Source organism: Streptomyces sp. NPDC040410 (assembly GCF_055595715.1).
In genome coordinates this window covers 481,814-500,419 of the sequence record NZ_JBVIVK010000002.1, presented here as the reverse complement: position 1 = coordinate 500,419, position 18,606 = coordinate 481,814, and the positions used below count along the sequence as shown (strand labels likewise).

The 18,606-nt window shown below is 67.7% G+C and carries 16 protein-coding genes; 6 read left to right on the top strand and 10 right to left on the bottom strand.

The window, feature by feature from the left end; all coding sequences use genetic code 11:
* Positions 1–48 precede the first annotated feature (48 nt).
* Positions 49–531, top strand: a complete 483-nt coding sequence (locus ACZ562_RS06315; RefSeq protein WP_471174470.1) for an NUDIX domain-containing protein — start codon at positions 49–51, stop codon at positions 529–531.
* Between the two features lie 12 nt (positions 532–543).
* Here the strand turns inward: ACZ562_RS06315 and ACZ562_RS06310 are convergent, their stop codons facing one another.
* On the bottom strand, positions 544–1,989 hold the full coding sequence (locus ACZ562_RS06310; protein ID WP_471174469.1) for a globin domain-containing protein: 1,446 nt from the start codon (positions 1,987–1,989) through the stop codon (positions 544–546).
* A gap of 383 nt (positions 1,990–2,372) precedes the next feature.
* On the bottom strand, positions 2,373–3,005 hold the full coding sequence (locus ACZ562_RS06305) for an HAD family hydrolase (protein ID WP_471174468.1): 633 nt from the start codon (positions 3,003–3,005) through the stop codon (positions 2,373–2,375).
* A gap of 295 nt (positions 3,006–3,300) precedes the next feature.
* On the opposite strand from ACZ562_RS06305, the gene ACZ562_RS06300 reads away from it, so the two are divergent.
* The gene (locus ACZ562_RS06300) at positions 3,301–4,167 is read left to right on the top strand and encodes a GNAT family N-acetyltransferase (RefSeq protein WP_471174467.1); all 867 of its coding nucleotides are present in this window, start codon (positions 3,301–3,303) and stop codon (positions 4,165–4,167) included.
* Between the two features lie 165 nt (positions 4,168–4,332).
* On the opposite strand, the gene ACZ562_RS06295 is transcribed toward ACZ562_RS06300, so the two are convergent.
* Positions 4,333–5,718 (bottom strand): serine hydrolase domain-containing protein, encoded by a 1,386-nt coding sequence (locus tag ACZ562_RS06295; RefSeq protein ID WP_471174466.1) that lies wholly within the window; start codon positions 5,716–5,718, stop codon positions 4,333–4,335.
* 61 nt (positions 5,719–5,779) lie between these two features.
* The gene (gene dnaB / locus ACZ562_RS06290) at positions 5,780–7,258 is read right to left on the bottom strand and encodes a replicative DNA helicase (RefSeq protein ID WP_471174465.1); all 1,479 of its coding nucleotides are present in this window, start codon (positions 7,256–7,258) and stop codon (positions 5,780–5,782) included.
* A gap of 461 nt (positions 7,259–7,719) precedes the next feature.
* Here dnaB and ACZ562_RS06285 point away from each other — a divergent pair, with 461 nt between their 5' ends.
* Positions 7,720–9,057: an MATE family efflux transporter gene (locus ACZ562_RS06285; RefSeq protein WP_471174464.1), complete on the top strand. Its 1,338-nt coding sequence runs from the start codon at positions 7,720–7,722 to the stop codon at positions 9,055–9,057.
* A gap of 148 nt (positions 9,058–9,205) precedes the next feature.
* Here ACZ562_RS06285 and rplI read toward each other — a convergent pair whose 3' ends face one another.
* The 4 genes from rplI to rpsF form a co-directional block, all read right to left on the bottom strand.
* Positions 9,206–9,652: a 50S ribosomal protein L9 gene (gene rplI / locus ACZ562_RS06280; protein ID WP_471174463.1), complete on the bottom strand. Its 447-nt coding sequence runs from the start codon at positions 9,650–9,652 to the stop codon at positions 9,206–9,208.
* 18 nt (positions 9,653–9,670) lie between these two features.
* Positions 9,671–9,907 (bottom strand): 30S ribosomal protein S18, encoded by a 237-nt coding sequence (gene rpsR, locus ACZ562_RS06275; protein WP_003949403.1) that lies wholly within the window; start codon positions 9,905–9,907, stop codon positions 9,671–9,673.
* A gap of 46 nt (positions 9,908–9,953) precedes the next feature.
* A complete protein-coding gene (locus ACZ562_RS06270) occupies positions 9,954–10,541 on the bottom strand; it encodes a single-stranded DNA-binding protein (RefSeq protein WP_471174462.1) in 588 nt (195 codons plus the stop codon).
* 77 nt (positions 10,542–10,618) lie between these two features.
* Complete coding sequence (rpsF, locus tag ACZ562_RS06265; protein WP_004950685.1) at positions 10,619–10,909, bottom strand: 30S ribosomal protein S6; 291 nt, start codon at positions 10,907–10,909, stop codon at positions 10,619–10,621.
* 264 nt (positions 10,910–11,173) lie between these two features.
* Here rpsF and ACZ562_RS06260 point away from each other — a divergent pair, with 264 nt between their 5' ends.
* From ACZ562_RS06260 to ACZ562_RS06250, 3 genes are all read left to right on the top strand, one after another.
* The gene (locus ACZ562_RS06260) at positions 11,174–11,488 is read left to right on the top strand and encodes a hypothetical protein (protein WP_471174461.1); all 315 of its coding nucleotides are present in this window, start codon (positions 11,174–11,176) and stop codon (positions 11,486–11,488) included.
* A 179-nt stretch (positions 11,489–11,667) separates the two neighbouring features.
* Positions 11,668–12,789, top strand: coding sequence for a peptidoglycan bridge formation glycyltransferase FemX (femX, locus tag ACZ562_RS06255; protein WP_471174460.1), 1,122 nt, complete (start codon positions 11,668–11,670; stop codon positions 12,787–12,789).
* A gap of 92 nt (positions 12,790–12,881) precedes the next feature.
* Positions 12,882–13,913, top strand: a complete 1,032-nt coding sequence (locus ACZ562_RS06250; RefSeq protein WP_471174459.1) for an alanine racemase — start codon at positions 12,882–12,884, stop codon at positions 13,911–13,913.
* 129 nt (positions 13,914–14,042) lie between these two features.
* On the opposite strand, the gene ACZ562_RS06245 is transcribed toward ACZ562_RS06250, so the two are convergent.
* The gene (locus tag ACZ562_RS06245; RefSeq protein ID WP_471174458.1) at positions 14,043–15,542 is read right to left on the bottom strand and encodes a glycosyltransferase family 87 protein; all 1,500 of its coding nucleotides are present in this window, start codon (positions 15,540–15,542) and stop codon (positions 14,043–14,045) included.
* Positions 15,543–15,650: 108 nt separating this feature from the next.
* On the bottom strand, positions 15,651–18,299 hold the full coding sequence (locus ACZ562_RS06240; RefSeq protein ID WP_471174457.1) for a transglycosylase domain-containing protein: 2,649 nt from the start codon (positions 18,297–18,299) through the stop codon (positions 15,651–15,653).
* Positions 18,300–18,606 lie beyond the last annotated feature (307 nt).

Below are 18,606 nucleotides of genomic sequence, written 5' to 3'. Positions count from 1 at the left end.
GACATTTCGCGATGTTTCACGTGGAACGAGCCGGGCCACATTTCTCCCATGACCGTCCGACCCGTGGTCAAGCGCACCGCCCGTGCCGTCCTGCTGGACGGCGACGACCTGATCCTGATCAAACGCACCAAGCCCGGTGTGGATCCCTACTGGGTCACCCCCGGCGGCGGGGTCGAGCCCGACGACACGACCGTTGTGCACGCCCTGCACCGCGAGGTCTATGAGGAACTCGGCGCCAAGATCACCGACGTGGTGCCGTGCTTCGTGGACACCGTCGAGCACATCGGCGAGGACGCAGGCGCGACCGGTGTGAAGGTTCAGCACTTTTTCGTCTGCCGCCTCGAGTCCATGGATACGTCCCTGCGGCACGGTCCCGAAGTGGACGAGCCCACCGGTGAGTACGAGATCGTGCGGGTGCCGTTCACCAGGGTCGGCATCGCCTCCGTCCATCTCGTCCCGCTTTCGCTGCGGCACTACCTGGACGGGAACATCGAGGGCGTACGCGCCATGCACGCCCCGGACCTGGGCTGAGACCGCGCGGAGTCAGGTGACGGCGACGAGCTCCTCCACCGAGTCATGGCGTATGCGTTCCGTCGGGATGCCGATGTCCCGCAGAGCGTCCACTCCGCTGCGGATCATTCCGGGCGGGCCCGAAATATAGGCGTCGTACTCGTTCCACGGCCCGTAAGCGCGGATGGCGTCGGGGAGCTGGAGATGCGCCTGCTGGTCGACGACCGCGCGGACCGACAGCCACGGATGGGACTGCTGGAGCCTGAGCATGGTGTCGATGTCGTACAGGTCGTGGCCGGTGCGGGCGCCGTAGAAGACCTCGACCGGGCGCCGCTCTCCGTGCTCGGCGACGTCCTCGACCAGCGCCTTGATGGGGGCTATGCCGGTGCCGCCGCCCAGACAGAGCAGTCCGCTGTCGGTGCTGTGGTCGACGGTCATCGAACCGGCGGGCGGGCCGAGCCGGATGATGTCGCCGGGCCGGGCACGGTGCACCAGGGCGTTGGAGACCCAGCCCGCTGGGACGGCCTTGACATGGAACGACAGCAGACCGTCGGAGCGGGGGACGGAGGCGAAGGAGTAGTGCCGCCAGATCCGCGGCCACCAGGGCGTCTCCACGCTGGCGTACTGTCCGGCGAGGAAGGGGTACGGCTGGTCGGGCCGGACGGTCACGACCGCTACATCCCGGGTTCTCAGGTCGTGCGCCACGATCTCCGCGTGCCACCAGGCCGGCGCACGCAGCTCGTCAGCGGCCGCCGCATCGATCATCACCTGCGAGATCGTCGTGTACGCCCGGACCCAGGCCGCCTCCGTGTCCGCGCTCCAGATGCCGCCCGCGTACTTGCTGAGCGCGCCGATGAGGCACTCACCGACCGCCGGGTAGTGCTCTGGCCGAGTGCCGTACTTGCGGTGGCCGCGGCCGAGGTTCTGCAGGTAGTCGACGAGCACCGCCGTGTTGTCGATGTGCTCGGCCGCGGTGAGCAGCGCCTTCAGGAGCCGGTCCCGCTGGGTGTCCATGGCGGCGGGGAACAGCGAGCGCAGATCGGGGTGGCGCACAAAGAGCAGTGCGTAGAAGTACGACGCGACCTTGTCGGCCACCGGGGCGATCTCGGCCATGGTCCCGCGGATGAGGACGGCGTCCGGGGAGGCGCTCTCGGGCGGTTTCGCGGACAGCTTCTCGTGGGGAAGGCGAGCGGGCCGCTGCGGCTCGGGCGGGAAGGGCGGGGCCGACGGGGCGGACCGGACGGTCACTCTCTCGTCGCTCTGCGGTGCCTCGTGGTCCGGAGGGGTCGTCCCGCCAGCCGTGCTCCTACTCGCCGGGCGCATGGCGGCCAGGCGGCTGCCCTCGGTCGTCTCCTGTTCGCTGTCCGGAGTCATCGCCGGCTGCTGACGCGGGCTGAACCAGCCGCCCCCGCCGCCGGACGTGCCGTTGTCGGCCGACCTGGTGGTCGGAGCGTCCATGGTGTGCCTCGCCTCGAACATCTGTCGGTCGGTCTGCGCACTTCGTCGGTCGGAAGTTGCCTGCTTCCCCCGCAGACGGCTTGTATTCACGTTCGGTGCCGCGGCCGAAGCGGCCACACTCAACCCGGATTTCGCTCCCTCACGGACAAGTAAGGCGAGCGTGTGACATTGGCCGCAGTACTCTCACGGCAGCATCCCACTCGCCCTGGACGTCCCGCCGCATAACCGGAAATGCGGGTCTTCGATCTCTCCGTCCCGTTAGGCTGCATTGCCCGTTCTCGGCCCACAGGGGATGCGCACTCCTGCCTCGGCGAACCGGAGTCGACCATACCGGCCACCGCTCCGCGCACAAGTCCCCCTCCTCCGCCATGATTGAGGAGAGGGACGAACCATCAATTCCTTAACTACCGGGCGCCCCGCACCAATTCATAGGCTTCCCACAGATCCCTGCCCACGTAGGTGTGGGTGGCGATGCCGGACAGATGGCGGTCCGCATTGACGGCGACAGAGATCGGAACCGCACCGAAGAGGTCCTTGTCCGACAGCGAGTCGCCATAGGCAATGCAGTCGGCCCGGTTCACCCCGAACTCCGCGCAGAGCCGGTCGGCGATCAGCACCTTGGCCGCTGCGCTGAGGACGCCGGCCGGATCCACCGGCTCAGTGAAGGGAACGGCCGGAAAGCGAGAGCCGTGCGCCGCATGCGCACCCCAACCGGTCAGCCGTTCCACGAAGAAGGACGGAGAAAGCGACACGACAGCGCAGTAGTCGCCGTCCTGCCTGATCTCCGTCCAGACTTCACGGATACGGGCCAGCCACGGCGCGCCCTCGAAAGCCGCCGCCACATGCGCCTCGGTGAGATCCGTCCAGAGCTCACGTGCTCGTCTCGCGTACTCGGGCGGCCCTATCAGCCCCGCCGACACCGCCTGGTCGAGCGCCACGGCCTCGGCTTCAAGTCCGAGCTGCCGCGAGATTTCCACGGGCGCGGTGGTTCCGTGCAGCAACGTGCCGTCGAGGTCGAAGAGATGAAGTCTCGCCATGCGTGTGAGGTTAGTGGGACCTGCTGTCAGCTCCTCCATGAGATCGCCGGTCTCTCACCGTTCGCCTAGGTCCCGTCGTCACATTCCCGTCGTCCGCCTGGAGGGCGGACCCCGCGGCGAGAGCGCGTGCATGGCGTCGCGGGGCAGGCGGGATGTGACGACAGGGACCAGTTTCACGTGAAACACCTGGGGCTTGTTCGTGCGCTGTGCGGTTTGCCACGACATGGCCAAAAGCTCGTACGTCACCCCGGAAAGAGGTGGACGCCGAAGTGGCCCGTCAGACAGCCTCACCTGCGTGCCGATTGCTTCCCTCGCCGCTCTGCCCATCCGCCGTCTGACGCTTCGCGATCTCACCGCCTGCGCCGACTTGTCCGAGAACCGGGGGTGGCCACGTGAAGAGCGCAAGTGGGGCCTCCTCCTCGCGGCAGGGAAGGGCTACGGCATCGCCGACCCCGACGGCGGACTCGTCGGTGCCTGCGTCGTCACCGAGTACGGGCCGCAGGACCGCCCTGATCTCGGGGCCATCGGGATGGTGCTCGTCGCCGAACGGTATGCCCGCAGGGGCGTCGGGCGACGACTGATGCGTCACATCGTCTCGGCGATGGGCACGACACCACTGACCCTCCATGCGACGCCATATGGGCGCCCGCTCTACGAAGAGCTCGGCTTCAAGGTCACTGGACAGGCCGAGATGCTGCATGGCCGTTTCAAAGCCTGCGGGCCGGCGTCCGAGGTCGCCACGCGTTCGGCTACTGCCGAAGACCTCACCCCGATCCTCCGGCTCGACGAGGAGGTGTTCGGCGCCGACCGCACGCACATGATCACCCGCCTGCCCGCATTCGCCGACCAGTTGCGTGTCGCCGAGGAGGGCGGCCGGATCATCGGTTACGCGGCCGCCTGGCCCAACGTGAACACCCATGTCGTGGGGCCGCTGATCGCCCGCGACACGAAGACGGCCGAGGCACTTTTCGCCTCTCTCGCCGCCCACACCAACCGCCCGTTGCGCACCGACATCGATGTACGGCACGAAGAGCTGCTGGCGTGGGCGAAAGAGCGCGGCCTGGAATCCGTCGCTTTCAACGCGGTCATGACGTACGGCATCACGGAGCTGCCCGGGGACTGGAGCCGACGGTTCGCTCCGCTGACGGTGGCGGCGGGCTGAGACGCTCCTGTACGACGCCGTAGTGCTCAGCGATCGTGACGGCTGCGAGAGCCTTGCGCGCAGTGAGCGTGCAGAGCGCGAGCACGACGGCCAGAGCGCCCAGGGTGACTGGTCATCATCGGCGCGATGTAGGTGATCAACAGGGTGCCCAGCGTCCAGCGACAACTAACCGATGCCGCGCCACCCGTCGGGATCCACCCCGCCCGGGACGGATGCGCCCTCGTCGTACGGCTGACGCGTGAAGACGAACGACCCGAGGTCCAGATGGTCCACGGACCCGTCCGGGCGCCGTACGGCCTTCAGGAGCTCTCCCGCGAAATAGCCCTCCAGCCCGGTCCACGTACCGTCACCGTTCGCCCGGAAGCGGGAGCGGCGGCCGCCGCCGGACAGAGGCTCCATCGAGACGAGACCGTCGGCCGTCAGCCGCAGGGCGAAGCCGTGGGTACCCCAGTACCACTGTCCTGCCAGCTCCAGTACGGACGGATCGGCTTCGGGCAGCGGCCTCCAAGGCTCGGGGATGCGTGGCTCGGCCTCTGCCACGATGCGTACGAGGTCCGCGCCCACGGTGGACAGCATCGGGCCCGAGGTGCAGTTGGCCAGCACCACCGCCGCGACGTCGTCCGCGACGCTGATGGTGAGGTTCGCCAGGAAGCCGGGCAGCGAACCGGAGTGGCCCACGAGCAGTCGGCCGTCGCGGTGCTGGATCTGCAGTCCGAGTCCGTAGGCGGCACCGTCCGCGACATCCGCGGCCTCGGCCGGCGCCGCGGGCGCCCGCATCTCCCGTACGGTCTGCGCGCTCAGCACCCGGTCGTCCCCCTGCGTCAGAAAGACGGCAAACCGGGCCAAGTCACCACTGGTCGACCACAGTTGTCCGGCCGGAGCCATCCGGCCGAGGTCCTCGGAGGGCTCCGGCAGCATGACATCGGCCCAGGGGTGCACCGCCCAGCCGCCCGCATGGGGCGCCTGCGGGCGCACGCTCGTACGGTCGAGGCCCAGGGGTTCGAGCACTTCATGCCGCAGGACCTCTCCCCACGGAGCCCCGCGCAGCTTCTCGACAAGCGCACCGAGGAGCGTGTACCCGGGGTTCGAGTAATGGAAGCGGCGGCCGACCGGATGCACGAAGGGCTGCTCACCCAGTACGTCGGTGAGTTCGGGGCGCAGGGACCCAGAGGTCCGCTCCCACCACGGCGCAGGCGACTCGGCCGCCAACCCGCTCGTGTGCGCGAGCAATTCGGCGACGGTGGCCTCCCCCGCGCCGGTGCCCGGCACATGCTTCTCCAATGGATCACCGAGATCGAGCACACCCTCGTCACGCAGGCGCAGCACAAGAACGGCGGTGAACGTCTTGGTGATCGAGCCGATCCGGTACTGCACGTTCTCGTCCGGCCCGTGCCCGTCCACCGAGGTCCGCGCGCCATGCCACACAGCACGGCCACCCCTTACGACCGCGGCGACCATCGACGGTGTGCGCCCTTCGGACTGGGCCACGGCGATCCGGTGCAGCAGCGCCCGCCGGGTGCTGGGAAGCAGTTCTTCCTGGGGTGTCGTCATTCCCCCAGTCCACCCCTCGGAGCATGCGGGAGTCGAGTTCATTTACGCCGGGACGGCCGGCTCAGGTCTGCGCCATGTCCACGAACCGCGAGTAGTGGCCCTGGAAGGCGACCGTGATCGTCGCCGTCGGGCCGTTTCGGTGCTTGGCCACGATCAGGTCGGCCTCACCGGCGCGCGGCGACTCCTTCTCGTAGGCGTCCTCGCGGTGGAGCAGGATGACCATGTCGGCGTCCTGCTCGATCGAACCGGACTCACGCAGGTCGGAGACCATCGGCTTCTTGTCCGTACGCTGCTCCGGACCACGGTTGAGCTGGGAGAGCGCGATGACCGGGACCTCCAGCTCCTTCGCCAGCAGCTTGAGGTTACGGGACATGTCCGAGACCTCCTGCTGACGGTTCTCGGCACGCTTGGAGCCTCCGGACTGCATCAGCTGGAGATAGTCGATGACGACGAGCCTGATGTCATTGCGCTGTTTGAGGCGGCGGCACTTGGCACGGATCTCCATCATCGACAGGTTCGGAGAGTCGTCGATGAAGAGCGGGGCGGCCGAGACGTCCGGCATCCTGCGGGCCAGGCGCGTCCAGTCCTCGTCGGTCATCGTGCCGGACCGCATGTGGTGCAGGGCGACGCGGGCTTCGGCGGACAGCAGGCGCATCGCGATCTCGTTGCGGCCCATTTCGAGGGAGAAGATGACGCTGGGCAGGTTGTTCTTGATCGACGCCGCCCGGGCGAAGTCCAGCGCGAGCGTCGACTTGCCCATCGCGGGACGCGCGGCGATGACGATCATCTGGCCCGGGTGCAGGCCGTTGGTGAGCGAGTCGAAGTCGGTGAAGCCCGTGGGAACACCGGTCATTTCCCCGCTGCGGGAGCCGATCGCCTCGATCTCGTCGAGCGCGCCCTCCATGATGTCGCCGAGCGGCAGATAGTCCTCGCTGGTGCGCTGCTCGGTGACCGCGTAGATCTCGGCCTGGGCCCGGTTGACGATCTCGTCGACGTCGTCGTCTGCCGCGTACCCCATCTGCGTGATGCGGGTGCCGGCCTCGACCAGACGGCGCAGGACCGCACGCTCGTGGACGATCTCCGCGTAGTACTCGGCGTTCGCCGCCGTGGGCACCGTCTGGACGAGGGTGTGCAGATACGACGCACCGCCGACCTTGTTGATCTCGCCGCGTTTGGTGAGCTCGGCGGCGATCGTGATGGGGTCGGCTGGCTCGCCTTTGGCGTAGACGTCGAGAATCGCCTGGTAGATCGTCTCGTGCGCCGGCTTGTAGAAGTCGTGGCCCTTGAGGACCTCGACGACGTCGGCGATGGCGTCCTTGGACAGGAGCATGCCGCCGAGCACGGACTGCTCGGCATCGAGGTCCTGCGGTGGCACGCGCTCGAAGGAGGAACCGCCGCCGTCCCAGGAGCCGTTCTCCCGGCCGCGTTCGTGCTGCTCGTCACGACCTCGGCCACCGTCGCTGCGGCGGCGGGAGGAGGGCAGACGATCACTGGGACCGCTGTCGGCCCAGGGGTCGTCCAAGGGCTCGGAAATGCTCACCGAGCCACCTCCTCCCGTCCGACCTGGCGGACCTCGCCGTGCCCCTCTTTTCTACGGCACGCCACTGACAAATGAGAGGCCCAACTCCGGTTCTGGCACGTCTGTTTTGTGACGTTTCCCAAGCCGGTCGGACACAGTGGGCGCCGCACCACGGTAGGCCCGCGGGCACCGTCAGCCAATCTGGTTATCCACAGGCCATGTGGACGACGGCCCGGATGCTGTGGAGAACTCCGCAAAACCTGTGCACGACACGGTGGACAGGCCTGTGAACAAGCCCTCGCCTCCTTGAAGCAACCCTCCCTGACCTGCATCTTTCCCATCCACCGGCTGTGCAGAAGAAAAACTTTCCCAGCCGGACCAAGATCGCTTCGAACAGGGCGCGGCAACACGCGCCCGCCGACGGAAGGTAAGGGGCATAACTCAATTGCATCTCTTACCTGTGGACGATTAGATTGGTGGCCATGACACTGGCTCCCGCGACCCCCAGGGCCGAACGGCGACAGCACGACCGCGAGATAGTCGCCCTGGCCGTCCCGGCCTTCGGCGCGCTCGTCGCCGAGCCCCTCTTCGTCATGGTCGACAGCGCGATCGTGGGCCATCTCGGCACGGCTCAACTCGCCGGGCTCGGCGTCGCGTCGGCCCTCCTCACGACAGCTGTCAGTGTCTTCGTCTTCCTTGCCTACGCCACCACCGCAGCCGTCGCCCGTCGCGTCGGGGCCGGCGACCACGGGGCCGCCATCCGCCAAGGCATGGACGGCATCTGGCTGGCACTGCTGCTCGGCGCCACGGTCATCGTCGTCGTCCTGCCCACCGCACCGGCGCTCGTGGAGCTCTTCGGTGCCTCGGACACGGCCGCCCCGTACGCGACCACCTATCTGCGGATCTCGGCAATCGGCATCCCGGCCATGCTCGTCGTGCTGGCCGCGACCGGTGTTCTGCGTGGACTGCAGGACACAAAGACCCCCCTCTATGTCGCCGTCGGAGGCTTCGTCGCCAACGGCGCCCTCAACGCAGGCCTCGTCTACGGTGCCGGCCTCGGCATCGCGGGCTCCGCCTGGGGCACCGTCATCGCACAGTGGGGCATGGCCGCCGTGTATCTCGCGGTGGTCGTTCGCGGAGCTCGCAAGCACGGCGCCTCGCTGCGCCCCGACGCGGCCGGGATCAGGGCTTCCGCCCAGGCCGGCGTACCGCTTCTGGTGCGCACGCTGTCACTGCGGGCGATCCTCATGATTGCCACCGCCGTCGCGGCCCGCCTCGGCGACTCCGACATCGCGGCGCACCAGATCATCCTGTCGCTGTGGAGCCTGCTCGCCTTCGCACTCGACGCCATCGCCATCGCCGGGCAGGCCATCATCGGGCGCTATCTCGGTGCCGACGATCCCCAAGGTGCCCGCGCCGCCTGCCGCCGCATGGTGGAGTGGGGCATCGCAGCCGGTGTCGTACTCGCCCTCCTCGTGGTGATCAGCAGGCCGCTCTTCCTGCCGCTGTTCACCAGTGACAGCGTCGTCAAGGACACGGCACTGCCCGCCCTGGTCATGGTGGCGCTCTCCCAGCCGATCTGCGGAGTGGTCTTCGTCCTGGACGGAGTCCTGATGGGAGCCGGCGACGGACCGTACCTCGCCTGGGCGATGGTGCTCACCCTGGCGGTCTTCGCTCCCGTGGCACTGCTCCTCCCCGCACTCGGCGGCGGCCTCACGGCACTCTGGGGGGCGATGACGCTGATGATGACGGTACGCATGCTGACGCTCTGGTTGCGCGCCCGCTCGGGCCGGTGGATCGTCACCGGCGCAACACGCTGACCGTTTCACGTGGAACCACCGTTTCACATTCGGCGTTTCAGGTGGACCGGCGTTTCACGTCCTGTGTTTCACGTGAAACACAGGAAGAAGGGGCCGCACCCCAGCGGGTGCGGCCCCTTCTCTCAGCTGTTCAAGCCGAGCGCAGCGATCAGGCCGCGACGACCTCGATGTTGACCTTGGCGGCAACCTCGGGGTGCAGACGCACGGACGTCTCGTGGGCGCCCAGGGTCTTGATCGGAGCGGCCAGCTCGATGCGGCGCTTGTCGACCTCGGGGCCACCGGAAGCCTTGATCGCGGAAGCGATGTCGGCCGGGGTGACGGAACCGAAGAGACGACCGGCGTCGCCGGAACGAACAGCCAGACGGACCTTGACGCCCTCGAGCTGGGCCTTCACAGCGTTGGCCTGCTCGATGGTCTGGATCTCGTGGATCTTGCGAGCACGACGGATCTGCTCGACGTCCTTCTCGCCGCCCTTGGTCCAGCGGATCGCGAACTTCCGCGGGATCAGGTAGTTGCGAGCGTAACCGTCCTTGACGTCGACGACTTCGCCCGCGGCACCGAGGCCGGAGACCTCGTGGGTGAGGATGATCTTCATTAGTCGGTCACCCTTCCCTTAGCGCGCGGTGGAGGTGTAGGGCAGCAGCGCCATCTCACGGCTGTTCTTGACAGCCGTGGCGACGTCACGCTGGTGCTGCGTGCAGTTGCCGGTCACGCGGCGGGCACGGATCTTGCCGCGGTCGGAAATGAACTTCCGCAGCATGTTCGTGTCCTTGTAGTCCACGTACGTGACCTTGTCCTTGCAGAAAGCGCAGACCTTCTTCTTCGGCTTGCGCACAGGCGGCTTCGCCATGGTGTTTCTCCTGTGTGATCAAGAAGTTGGGGTACGAGCCGGCCCCTTAGAAGGGGGGCTCGTCCGAGTAGCCGCCACCGCTGGCGCCGGAGTTTCCACCCCAGCCGCCGCCGCCACCGCCGCCCTGGTTGCCACCGGCGGGAGCGCCGGTCGCCCACGGGTCGTCGGCGGGAGCAGCGCCGCCGCCCTGCTGGCCGCCACCGGGGCCGCCGCCCCAGCCGCTGCCACCCTGGCCGCCACCGCCGCTGTAACCGCCCTGGCCACCGCGACCGGCGGTCTTGGTGACCTTGGCCGTGGCGTTGCGCAGGCTGGCGCCGACTTCCTCGACGTCCAGCTCATAGACCGTGCGCTTGACGCCCTCACGGTCCTCGTAGGACCGCTGCTTCAGTCGGCCCTGCACGATGACGCGCATGCCTCGCTGGAGCGACTCCGCGACGTTCTCCGCCGCCTGACGCCAGACCGAGCAGGTCAGGAACAGGCTCTCGCCGTCCTTCCACTCGTTCGTCTGACGGTCGAAGGTGCGGGGCGTTGACGCGACGCGGAACTTCGCGACCGCCGCACCGGAGGGGGTGAAGCGCAGCTCGGGGTCGTCGACAAGATTGCCGACGACCGTGATGACGGTCTCGCCTGCCATGGGGGAACCTCTCGGCGGGTTTGCTGCTGGCTGCTTGTGCTGCTACTCGAATCCCGGGATCAGCTGAGCGGGAGAGCTCAGTGGGTCTCGGGGCGGAGGACCTTGGTCCGGAGGACCGACTCGTTCAGGTTCATCTGGCGGTCGAGCTCCTTGACGACCGCAGGCTCGGCCTGCAGGTCGATGACCGAGTAGATGCCCTCGGGCTTCTTCTTGATCTCGTACGCGAGACGACGACGGCCCCAGGTGTCGACCTTCTCCACCTTTCCGTTGCCCTCACGGACGACGGAGAGGAAGTTCTCGATCAGCGGGGAGACAGCGCGCTCCTCGAGATCGGGGTCGAGGATGACCATCACCTCGTAGTGACGCATGTGGAACCCACCTCCTTTGGACTCAGCGGCCACGGTCGTTCCGTGGCAGGAGGGTTGTGATGCGTACGCAACGGTATCGGCCACCACTGACAATCGGGGGCTCCTCGGGGGATCCCCTGCCGTGACGTGGGCAGACACCGGTGCAGACGGTACAGAGTACCTGCACACCGGCTTCCGGTTGAAATCCGCCCTCGGGGGCCGTCAATCTGTACCCATCGGGTGTGTATGGCGCTACGATGCGCTGCCTTCCGCAGGAGGTGCCCTATGGCACAAGCAATGCGACCCAATACCGCCGGAGGCCTTTTCGCCACGGACGGCCGGCCCCACCCCCTCCAGGACGCCCTGCTCGCGGTGACCCTGGTGCTCGGAGTGACGGCCTTCGTCACGGCGATGTTCGACAGCCTGCACCTGGTCAGTTCATGGACCGGCCTGGTGGGCATCCTCACCGGTGCGTACGGCCAGTGGATCTCGGTGACGACGCGCGAGCGCTTCGGGCTCATCCTGGGCCTCGGCGCCTCCGCGATCGGCTTCTTCCTCGGCATGGCGCACGGCGGCCTCTTCGGCGGGGTCTTCGACTGACGCCTCGGACACCGTCCCCAGAACACCGCATAAGGCATCACTGAACGCCCCGGCGTCCAACAGGCCGGGGCGATGATGCAGCACGCCCAGTCGGGGCGCTCGCAAGGCGCAGTAGGCTTCGGCGCGAGAGCCGGAGCCCCTGTACCCATGGGGACACACCAGCCCGAGGAGCGCCCCGAATGAGCCTGACCCTGAGGACCATCAGTCGCGAGCAGCATCTGGCCTACATCCAGAGCCTGCCGGCGGCGAGTCACATGCAGGTTCCGGCCTGGGCGGATGTCAAGGCGGAGTGGCGCTCCGAGAGCCTCGGCTGGTTCGACGGCCGTACCGGCGAGATGGTCGGTGCGGGCCTCGTCCTCTACCGGCAGCTGCCCAAGATCAAGCGCTATCTCGCCTATCTTCCCGAGGGCCCGGTCATCAACTGGTTCGCGCCAAATCTGAGCGACTGGCTGGAACCGATGCTCGCGCACCTCAAGCAGCAGGGCGCCTTCTCGGTGAAGATGGGCCCGCCGGTGATCATCCGGCGCTGGGACGCCGGCTCCATCAAGCAGGGCATCCAGAACCCGGACGTGAAGCGCCTGCGTGACATCGAGGCCGACTTCATCGAGCCGCGCGCCTTCGAGGTCGCCGACAAGCTGCGCCGGATGGGCTGGCAGCAGGGTGAGGACGGCGGCGCCGGCTTCGGCGACGTACAGCCCCGCTACGTTTTCCAGGTGCCGCTGGCCAACCGGTCCCTGGAAGAGGTCCACAAGAACTTCAACCAGCTCTGGCGCCGCAACATCAAGAAGGCCGAGAAGGCCGGCGTCGAGGTCGTCCAGGGCGGTTACCAGGACCTCGCGGAATGGCAGCGGCTGTACGAGATCACGGCCGTGCGCGACCACTTCCGGCCCCGCCCGCTGTCGTACTTCCAGCGTATGTGGACGGCCCTCAACACCGAGGACCCCAACCGCATGCGGCTGTACTTCGCGCGCCACAACGGCGTGAACCTGTCGGCCGCGACGATGCTGATCGTCGGCGGGCACGTCTGGTACTCCTACGGCGCCTCCGACAACATCGGCCGTGAGGTCCGGCCCTCGAACGCGATGCAGTGGCGGATGCTGCGCGACGCCTACGCGCTCGGCGCGACCGTCTACGACCTGCGCGGCATCTCCGACTCGCTGGACGAGACCGACCACCTCTTCGGCCTGATCCAGTTCAAGGTGGGCACGGGCGGCCAGGCTGCCGAATACCTCGGCGAGTGGGACTTCCCGCTGAACAAGCTGCTCCACAAGGCGCTCGACATCTACATGTCGCGCCGCTGATCCCGCGTTCTTTGCTCCGATGCCTTCGACAACATCGACAGCTCCCATACCTCTGATACACCGCAGCCACGAGAAAGGTTCCAGGTCCGGCCATGGCGCTCACGCTCTACGTCGACACCGCGCGCTGGCGGGCGCACCACAAGCACGTGCAGGAGCAGTTCCCGGGGCTCGTCCCGGTCTGCAAGGGCAACGGCTACGGCTTCGGGCACGAGCGGCTGGCGGAGGAGGCCACCCGGCTGGGCTCGGACGTTCTCGCCGTCGGCACGACCTATGAAGCCGCACGCATCAAGGACTGGTTCGGCGGCGACCTGCTGGTGCTGACGCCGTACCGGCGCGGCGAGGAGCCCGTGCCGCTGCCGGACCGGGTCATCCGCTCGGTCTCGTCGGTGGACGGCGTGTACGGCCTCGTGGGTGCCCGGGTGGTCATCGAGGTGATGTCGTCGATGAAGCGGCACGGCATCAGCGAGCAGGAACTGCCGCAGCTGCACGCCGCCATAGAGAACGTCCGTCTCGAGGGCTTCGCGATCCACCTGCCGCTGGACCGTACCGACGGCTCGGACGCCGTCGAGGAGGTCATCGGCTGGATGGACCGGCTGCGCGCCGCCCGGCTGCCGCTGCACACGATGTTCGTCAGCCACCTCAAGGCCGACGATCTGGCGCGGCTGCAGCAGCAGTTCCCGCAGACCCGCTTCCGGGCCCGCATCGGCACACGGCTGTGGCTGGGGGACCACGATGCCACCGAGTACCGCGGGGCCGTTCTGGACGTCACGTGCGTCGCCAAGGGCGACCGCTTCGGCTACCGGCAGCAGAAGGCGGCCTCCGACGGCTTCCTCGTGGTCGTGGCGGGCGGTACCTCGCACGGGGTGGGTCTGGAGGCCCCCAAGGCGCTGCACGGCGTCATGCCGCGTGCCAAGGGCGTCGCGCGCGCCGGTCTCGCCACGGTGAACCGGAACCTTTCTCCGTTCGTCTGGGGCGGCAAGCAGCGCTGGTTCGCCGAACCCCCGCACATGCAGGTCTCGATCCTGTTCGTGCCGGCGGACGCCCCGGAGCCGAAGGTCGGCGAGGAGCTGGTGGCCCATCTGCGGCACACCACCACGCAGTTCGACCGGCTCGTCGACCGCTGAGCGGTCTGGAGACAGCCGAAAGGCCGTACACGGGAGGGTCCGTGTACGGCCTTTCGCATCCCTTGTCCACACAGTGTTCGCTCACAGCGAACAGGGTGCCGGATCGGGTGAAGCCCGCCTGGCGGCCTGTCAGACCGAACTGTCGGCGGCGTCCCGGCTGCCCCACTCCACCGGCTGTCCCCCGAAGTGAGCGGCGTGCCGCGGCGGATGGGCGGCGGGGCCGAGGGCGAAGACGTCCTCGGCGCCGTCGAGGACACCGCCCGAGGGGTCGTCGTCGCCGGCCCGGCGCACCACGTCCCGCTCCGGCATGAGGATGTCGCGCACGACGACCGCGCACAGGTACAGCGTCCCGAGCAGGTGCAGGGCGATGGCCCAGTGGTAGCCGTCCTGCGGCAGGCCTTTGTGGGCGTCCCCGCTGGTCGTGTACGCGAGGTACATCCAGATCCCGAGGAAGTACGCCACTTCGCACGCCTGCCAGATCAGGAAGTCCCGCCACTTCGGGCGGGCCAGCGCGGCCAGGGGGACCAGCCACAGGACGTACTGCGGCGAGTAGACCTTGTTGGTGAGGATGAACGCGGCGACGATCAGGAAGGCGAGCTGAGCGAACCGCGGCCTGCGCGGCGCCGTCAGCGTGAGCACCGCGATTCCCACGGCGCACAGCAGGACCAGCAGCGTGGCGAGGAAGTTGACCGTGTCGGTGCTGAGCGGGTTCTTCGAGTTCTGGGCCATGATGAGCCAGAAGGACCCGAAGTCGACGCCCCGCTCCTGGCTGAAGGTGTAGAACTTCGACCAGCCGTCGAAGGCGAAGAGCATCACCGGCAGGTTCACGACCAGCCATGCGACAGCCGCACCTCCCAGAGCCGTTCCGAAGTCCCGCCACTTGCCGACCCGCCAGCACAGCACGAACAGCGGGCCGAGCAGGAAGACGGGATAGAGCTTGGCGGCGGTGGCGAGCCCCAGCAGGACGCCGAAGGCGAGGGACCGGCCCCGCGACCACATCACCATCGCGGCGGCCGTCAGGGCCACGGCCAGCAGGTCCCAGTTGATGGTCGCGGTCAGTGCGAAGGCCGGCGCCACGGCGACCAGCAGACCGTCCCAGGGCCGCCGGGCGTGCGTCCGCGCCACGCACACGGCGATGACGGCCGCGCACACCATCAGCATCCCGGCGTTGACCATCCAGTACCACTGCTCCTGGTCCTGGATGGTGCCGCTGCCCGGAGTGAACCAGGAGGCCACCTCCATGAACACACCGGTCAGTACCGGGTATTCGAGGTATTGCATGTCACCGGGCAGCTTGTCGAAGTACGGAACGAGTCCGTCGGCGAAGCCGCGCCCCTGGTAGAGGTGCGGGATGTCCGAGTAGCACGCGTGCGTGTACTGCGAGCTCGCGCCGAAGAACCAGGCGCCGTCGTAGCACGGCGCCTTCTGTACCAGGCCCAGGGCGAACACGCCGATCGCCACGATCACGATGACCCGCACGGGAGTCCACCACGAGGTCCCGAGCAGGGCGCGCCGGCCGATGGGGCCACCGATCAGCTCGCTGCCGTTCGCGGCGACCTCGTCCTCCTTGGTCGGCCGCACGGGGTCCGTCTCGTGCGCGCTCTCTTGCGTCGATTCAGCACTGGGCATGCCGCACATCCTGCCGTACGTGTCCAGGAATACGCCGAGGGCCGCCGCACCCTGTGGATGCGGCGGCCCCTGTTTCACGTGAAACAGCCTCGACGGGCGATATGGCGACTAGCCGGTCGAGCCCCCGAAGAGTCCGCCGTTGCCATTGCCTCTGGTGTTGCCGTTCCCGGACGACTCCGTGGCCGAGACCGAGGGCGAGGAGGTCACGCCCCCATCGGTCCCTCCGGAGGAATCGTCGCACTGCCAGCCGAACCTGCAGGACTCGCTCGCGGAGGGCGACGGGGAGGTCGGCGTCTCGCTCGGCGTGGGGGTCGGGGTGGGACTGGCCTCCTGGGTCTCACTGAACGTGGGAGTCGGAGTCGGAGTCGGAACGTCGTTGACGACCGTACCAATGGGCTCCGGGGCCGGGAACGGCTCCGGAGCCTCCCCTTTCAGCGCCTGCTCCATGTAGTCGTGCCAGATCTGGGCCGGGAACGACGCACCGTGGATCTTCTTCTGGCCACCCGTTCCGTACATCTCCAGGAACGTGCGGTTCTTCTTGGTCTCATCGTCGTCGTACCGGAACATGCTGATCGAGGTGGACAGCTGCGGCGTGTAGCCGACGAACCAGGCGGACTTGTTGCCGTCGGTGGTACCGGTCTTTCCGGCCACGTCACGGCCGGTCAGCTGGGCGTTGGTACCCGTGCCCTTCTCGACCACGGTTTTGAGGATGTCGGTGACGTTGTCGGCGACCTTCGACTCGAAGGCCTGCACGGTCCGGGTCGTGTGGCTGTAGACCGTGCCGTCCTTGCTCGTGACCTTCGCGACGGAGAACGGATCGCGCTGCTCACCGCTGGCCGCGAACGTGGCGTACGCGCCTGCCATGCGGATCGCGCTGGGGGCCGAGGTACCGATGGAGAAGGACGGGAAGCCGGTTCCGGCGAGGCTGTCGGGCTTGATGCCCGCGGCGACGGCTGACTCCTTCACCTTGTCCAGACCGACGTCCATGCCGAGCTGCACGAAGGCGGAGTTCACCGACTCCCTCATCGCCTCGCGGAGGTCGATCTGGTAGTTCGGCGGGCTGCCGTACGACTGATTGCCGTCGTTGGTCTGCAGCCACTCCTCGCCCTTCTCGTTCCTCCAGACGTTCCCCTGGTAGTCCTCGATCTTGAGCTTGTTCTTGCCGCTGTACAGGCTCTTCGGAGAGACGACGGTGCGCTCGTCCTGGGCCTGTGAGGCGGGACCCTCGGGATCCCGTACACCCCACTTCATCGCCGCCGCGACGACGAACGCCTTCATCGTCGAACCGATCTGGACACCGGTGTAGTCGGAGTTGTTGGTGAAGTGCTTGGTCGCGTCCTCACCGCCGTAGACGGCCCTGATGGCCCCGGTCGCCGGATCCACCGAAGCCCCGCCGAACTGGACGTGGGTGTCCGTGTCCGGGCGCTTCTTCGGATCGATGTTCGCCTTCCGAACCTTCGTGACGGCTTCCTCGAGCTCGTTGACCTTCTTCTTGTCGAAGGTCGTGTAGATCGAGTACCCGCCCTGCTGCAGGTCGTCCGCCGTGATGTTCGTGTTGTTGATCAGATAGCCCTTGGCGAGGTCGACGAGGTAGCCGATCTGCCCGCTCAGCGCGGTGTTCGAGCGCGGGTTCTTCCAGTCGGGGAGGTCCGTGTACTTGGCCCGCACCGAGGGGCTCAGATGCCCGTACTCGACCATCTTGTCGAGCGTGTCCTGCATCTGGATCTTGGCACGCCTGGCGTTCGCGGTGGCAGTCGCGGCCGAGTCGACGTTCGTCGCGCCCGCCGGGTCGTAGTACGTGGCGCCCTTGAGCATGGCCGCTAGGAAGGCGCATTCACCGGGGTCCAGGTTGACGGCGTCCTTGTTGAAGTAGGCGCGCGCGGCCGCCTGGAGCCCGTAGGCGTTGCGGCCGTAGTACGCGGAGTTCAGGTAGCCGGCCATGATCTCGTACTTCGAGACCGTGGCGTTCACCTTTATGGAGATGAAGATCTCCTGGAACTTCCGCGAGAAGGTCTGGGACTGGTCGTCCAGCCGCGCGTTCTTGACGTACTGCTGGGTGATGGTGGAACCGCCCTGCGTATCACCGCCCCTGGCCATGTTGAACACGGCGCGGGCGATGCCCTTGGGGTCGATGCCCCGGTCGGTCTCGAAGGTCTTGTTCTCCTGCGAGATGACGGCGTACCGCATGGCCGTGGGGATGGACGCGTAGTTGATGATCTGGCGGTTCGTCTCACCACCGGTGGCCACCATCTGGGTGCCGTCGGACCAGTAGTAGACGTTGTTCTGCGCCTCCGCGGTCTCCTGGATGTTGGGCACGCTCACCATGGCGTACCCGATACCCGCGACCCCGACCAGGGTCCCGATGAAGCCGAGGAACAGGCCCGTCACGAGCTTCCACGACGGCACCCACCGCGCCAGGCCGTACTTGCCCGCGCGCGGGTAGTCGATGAACCGCTTCTTCGTGGGCGGCGCCGAGCGCCCCCTGCCTCGCCCGGGGCCGCGGCGGCCGGCGGGCTCGGCTGCTCTGCGGCGGCCGCCGCCGCTTCTCTGCGCTGCCCGCCGCGCCTCGGCGCGGCCGCCGTACGAAGGCTCTTCACCTCCCCGGCCGTAAGCATCCGACCCATACGAGTCGGAAGGAGACCCGGTGGCGCCTCGCGGTGCCGCACGGCGGCCGGAGGACGGTCCGGACTGGCCGCGTCGGGCCGCGGCACGTCCGCCTCCCTGCGGCGGCTGCGGTTTGCGACGGTGCTCGCTCATCGAACGATTACTCCTCGGGCAGGCGCACCCTTGCGCGCCTGGAAACGGCGGCTGGTTTCCGGTCCCCCCGAAGTACGGATGTGGTCGGTTCCGCATTCACCCGTACTGCACCGGGGACGAGGACGTCCCCAAACGTCACTCGGTTCCCGGTGATGTGCATGGCGCCCAGACTACGCACCGGCAAAACCCGCCTAGCCCCGAAGTCCACACCAAATCGGACAATTCACTTCCGAAGAATCGGTGATGTGATCCCGTTCACCGTCTCCTGTCTTGCCGCATCCGGAAGGCCGTTCTATCGTCTTGATGT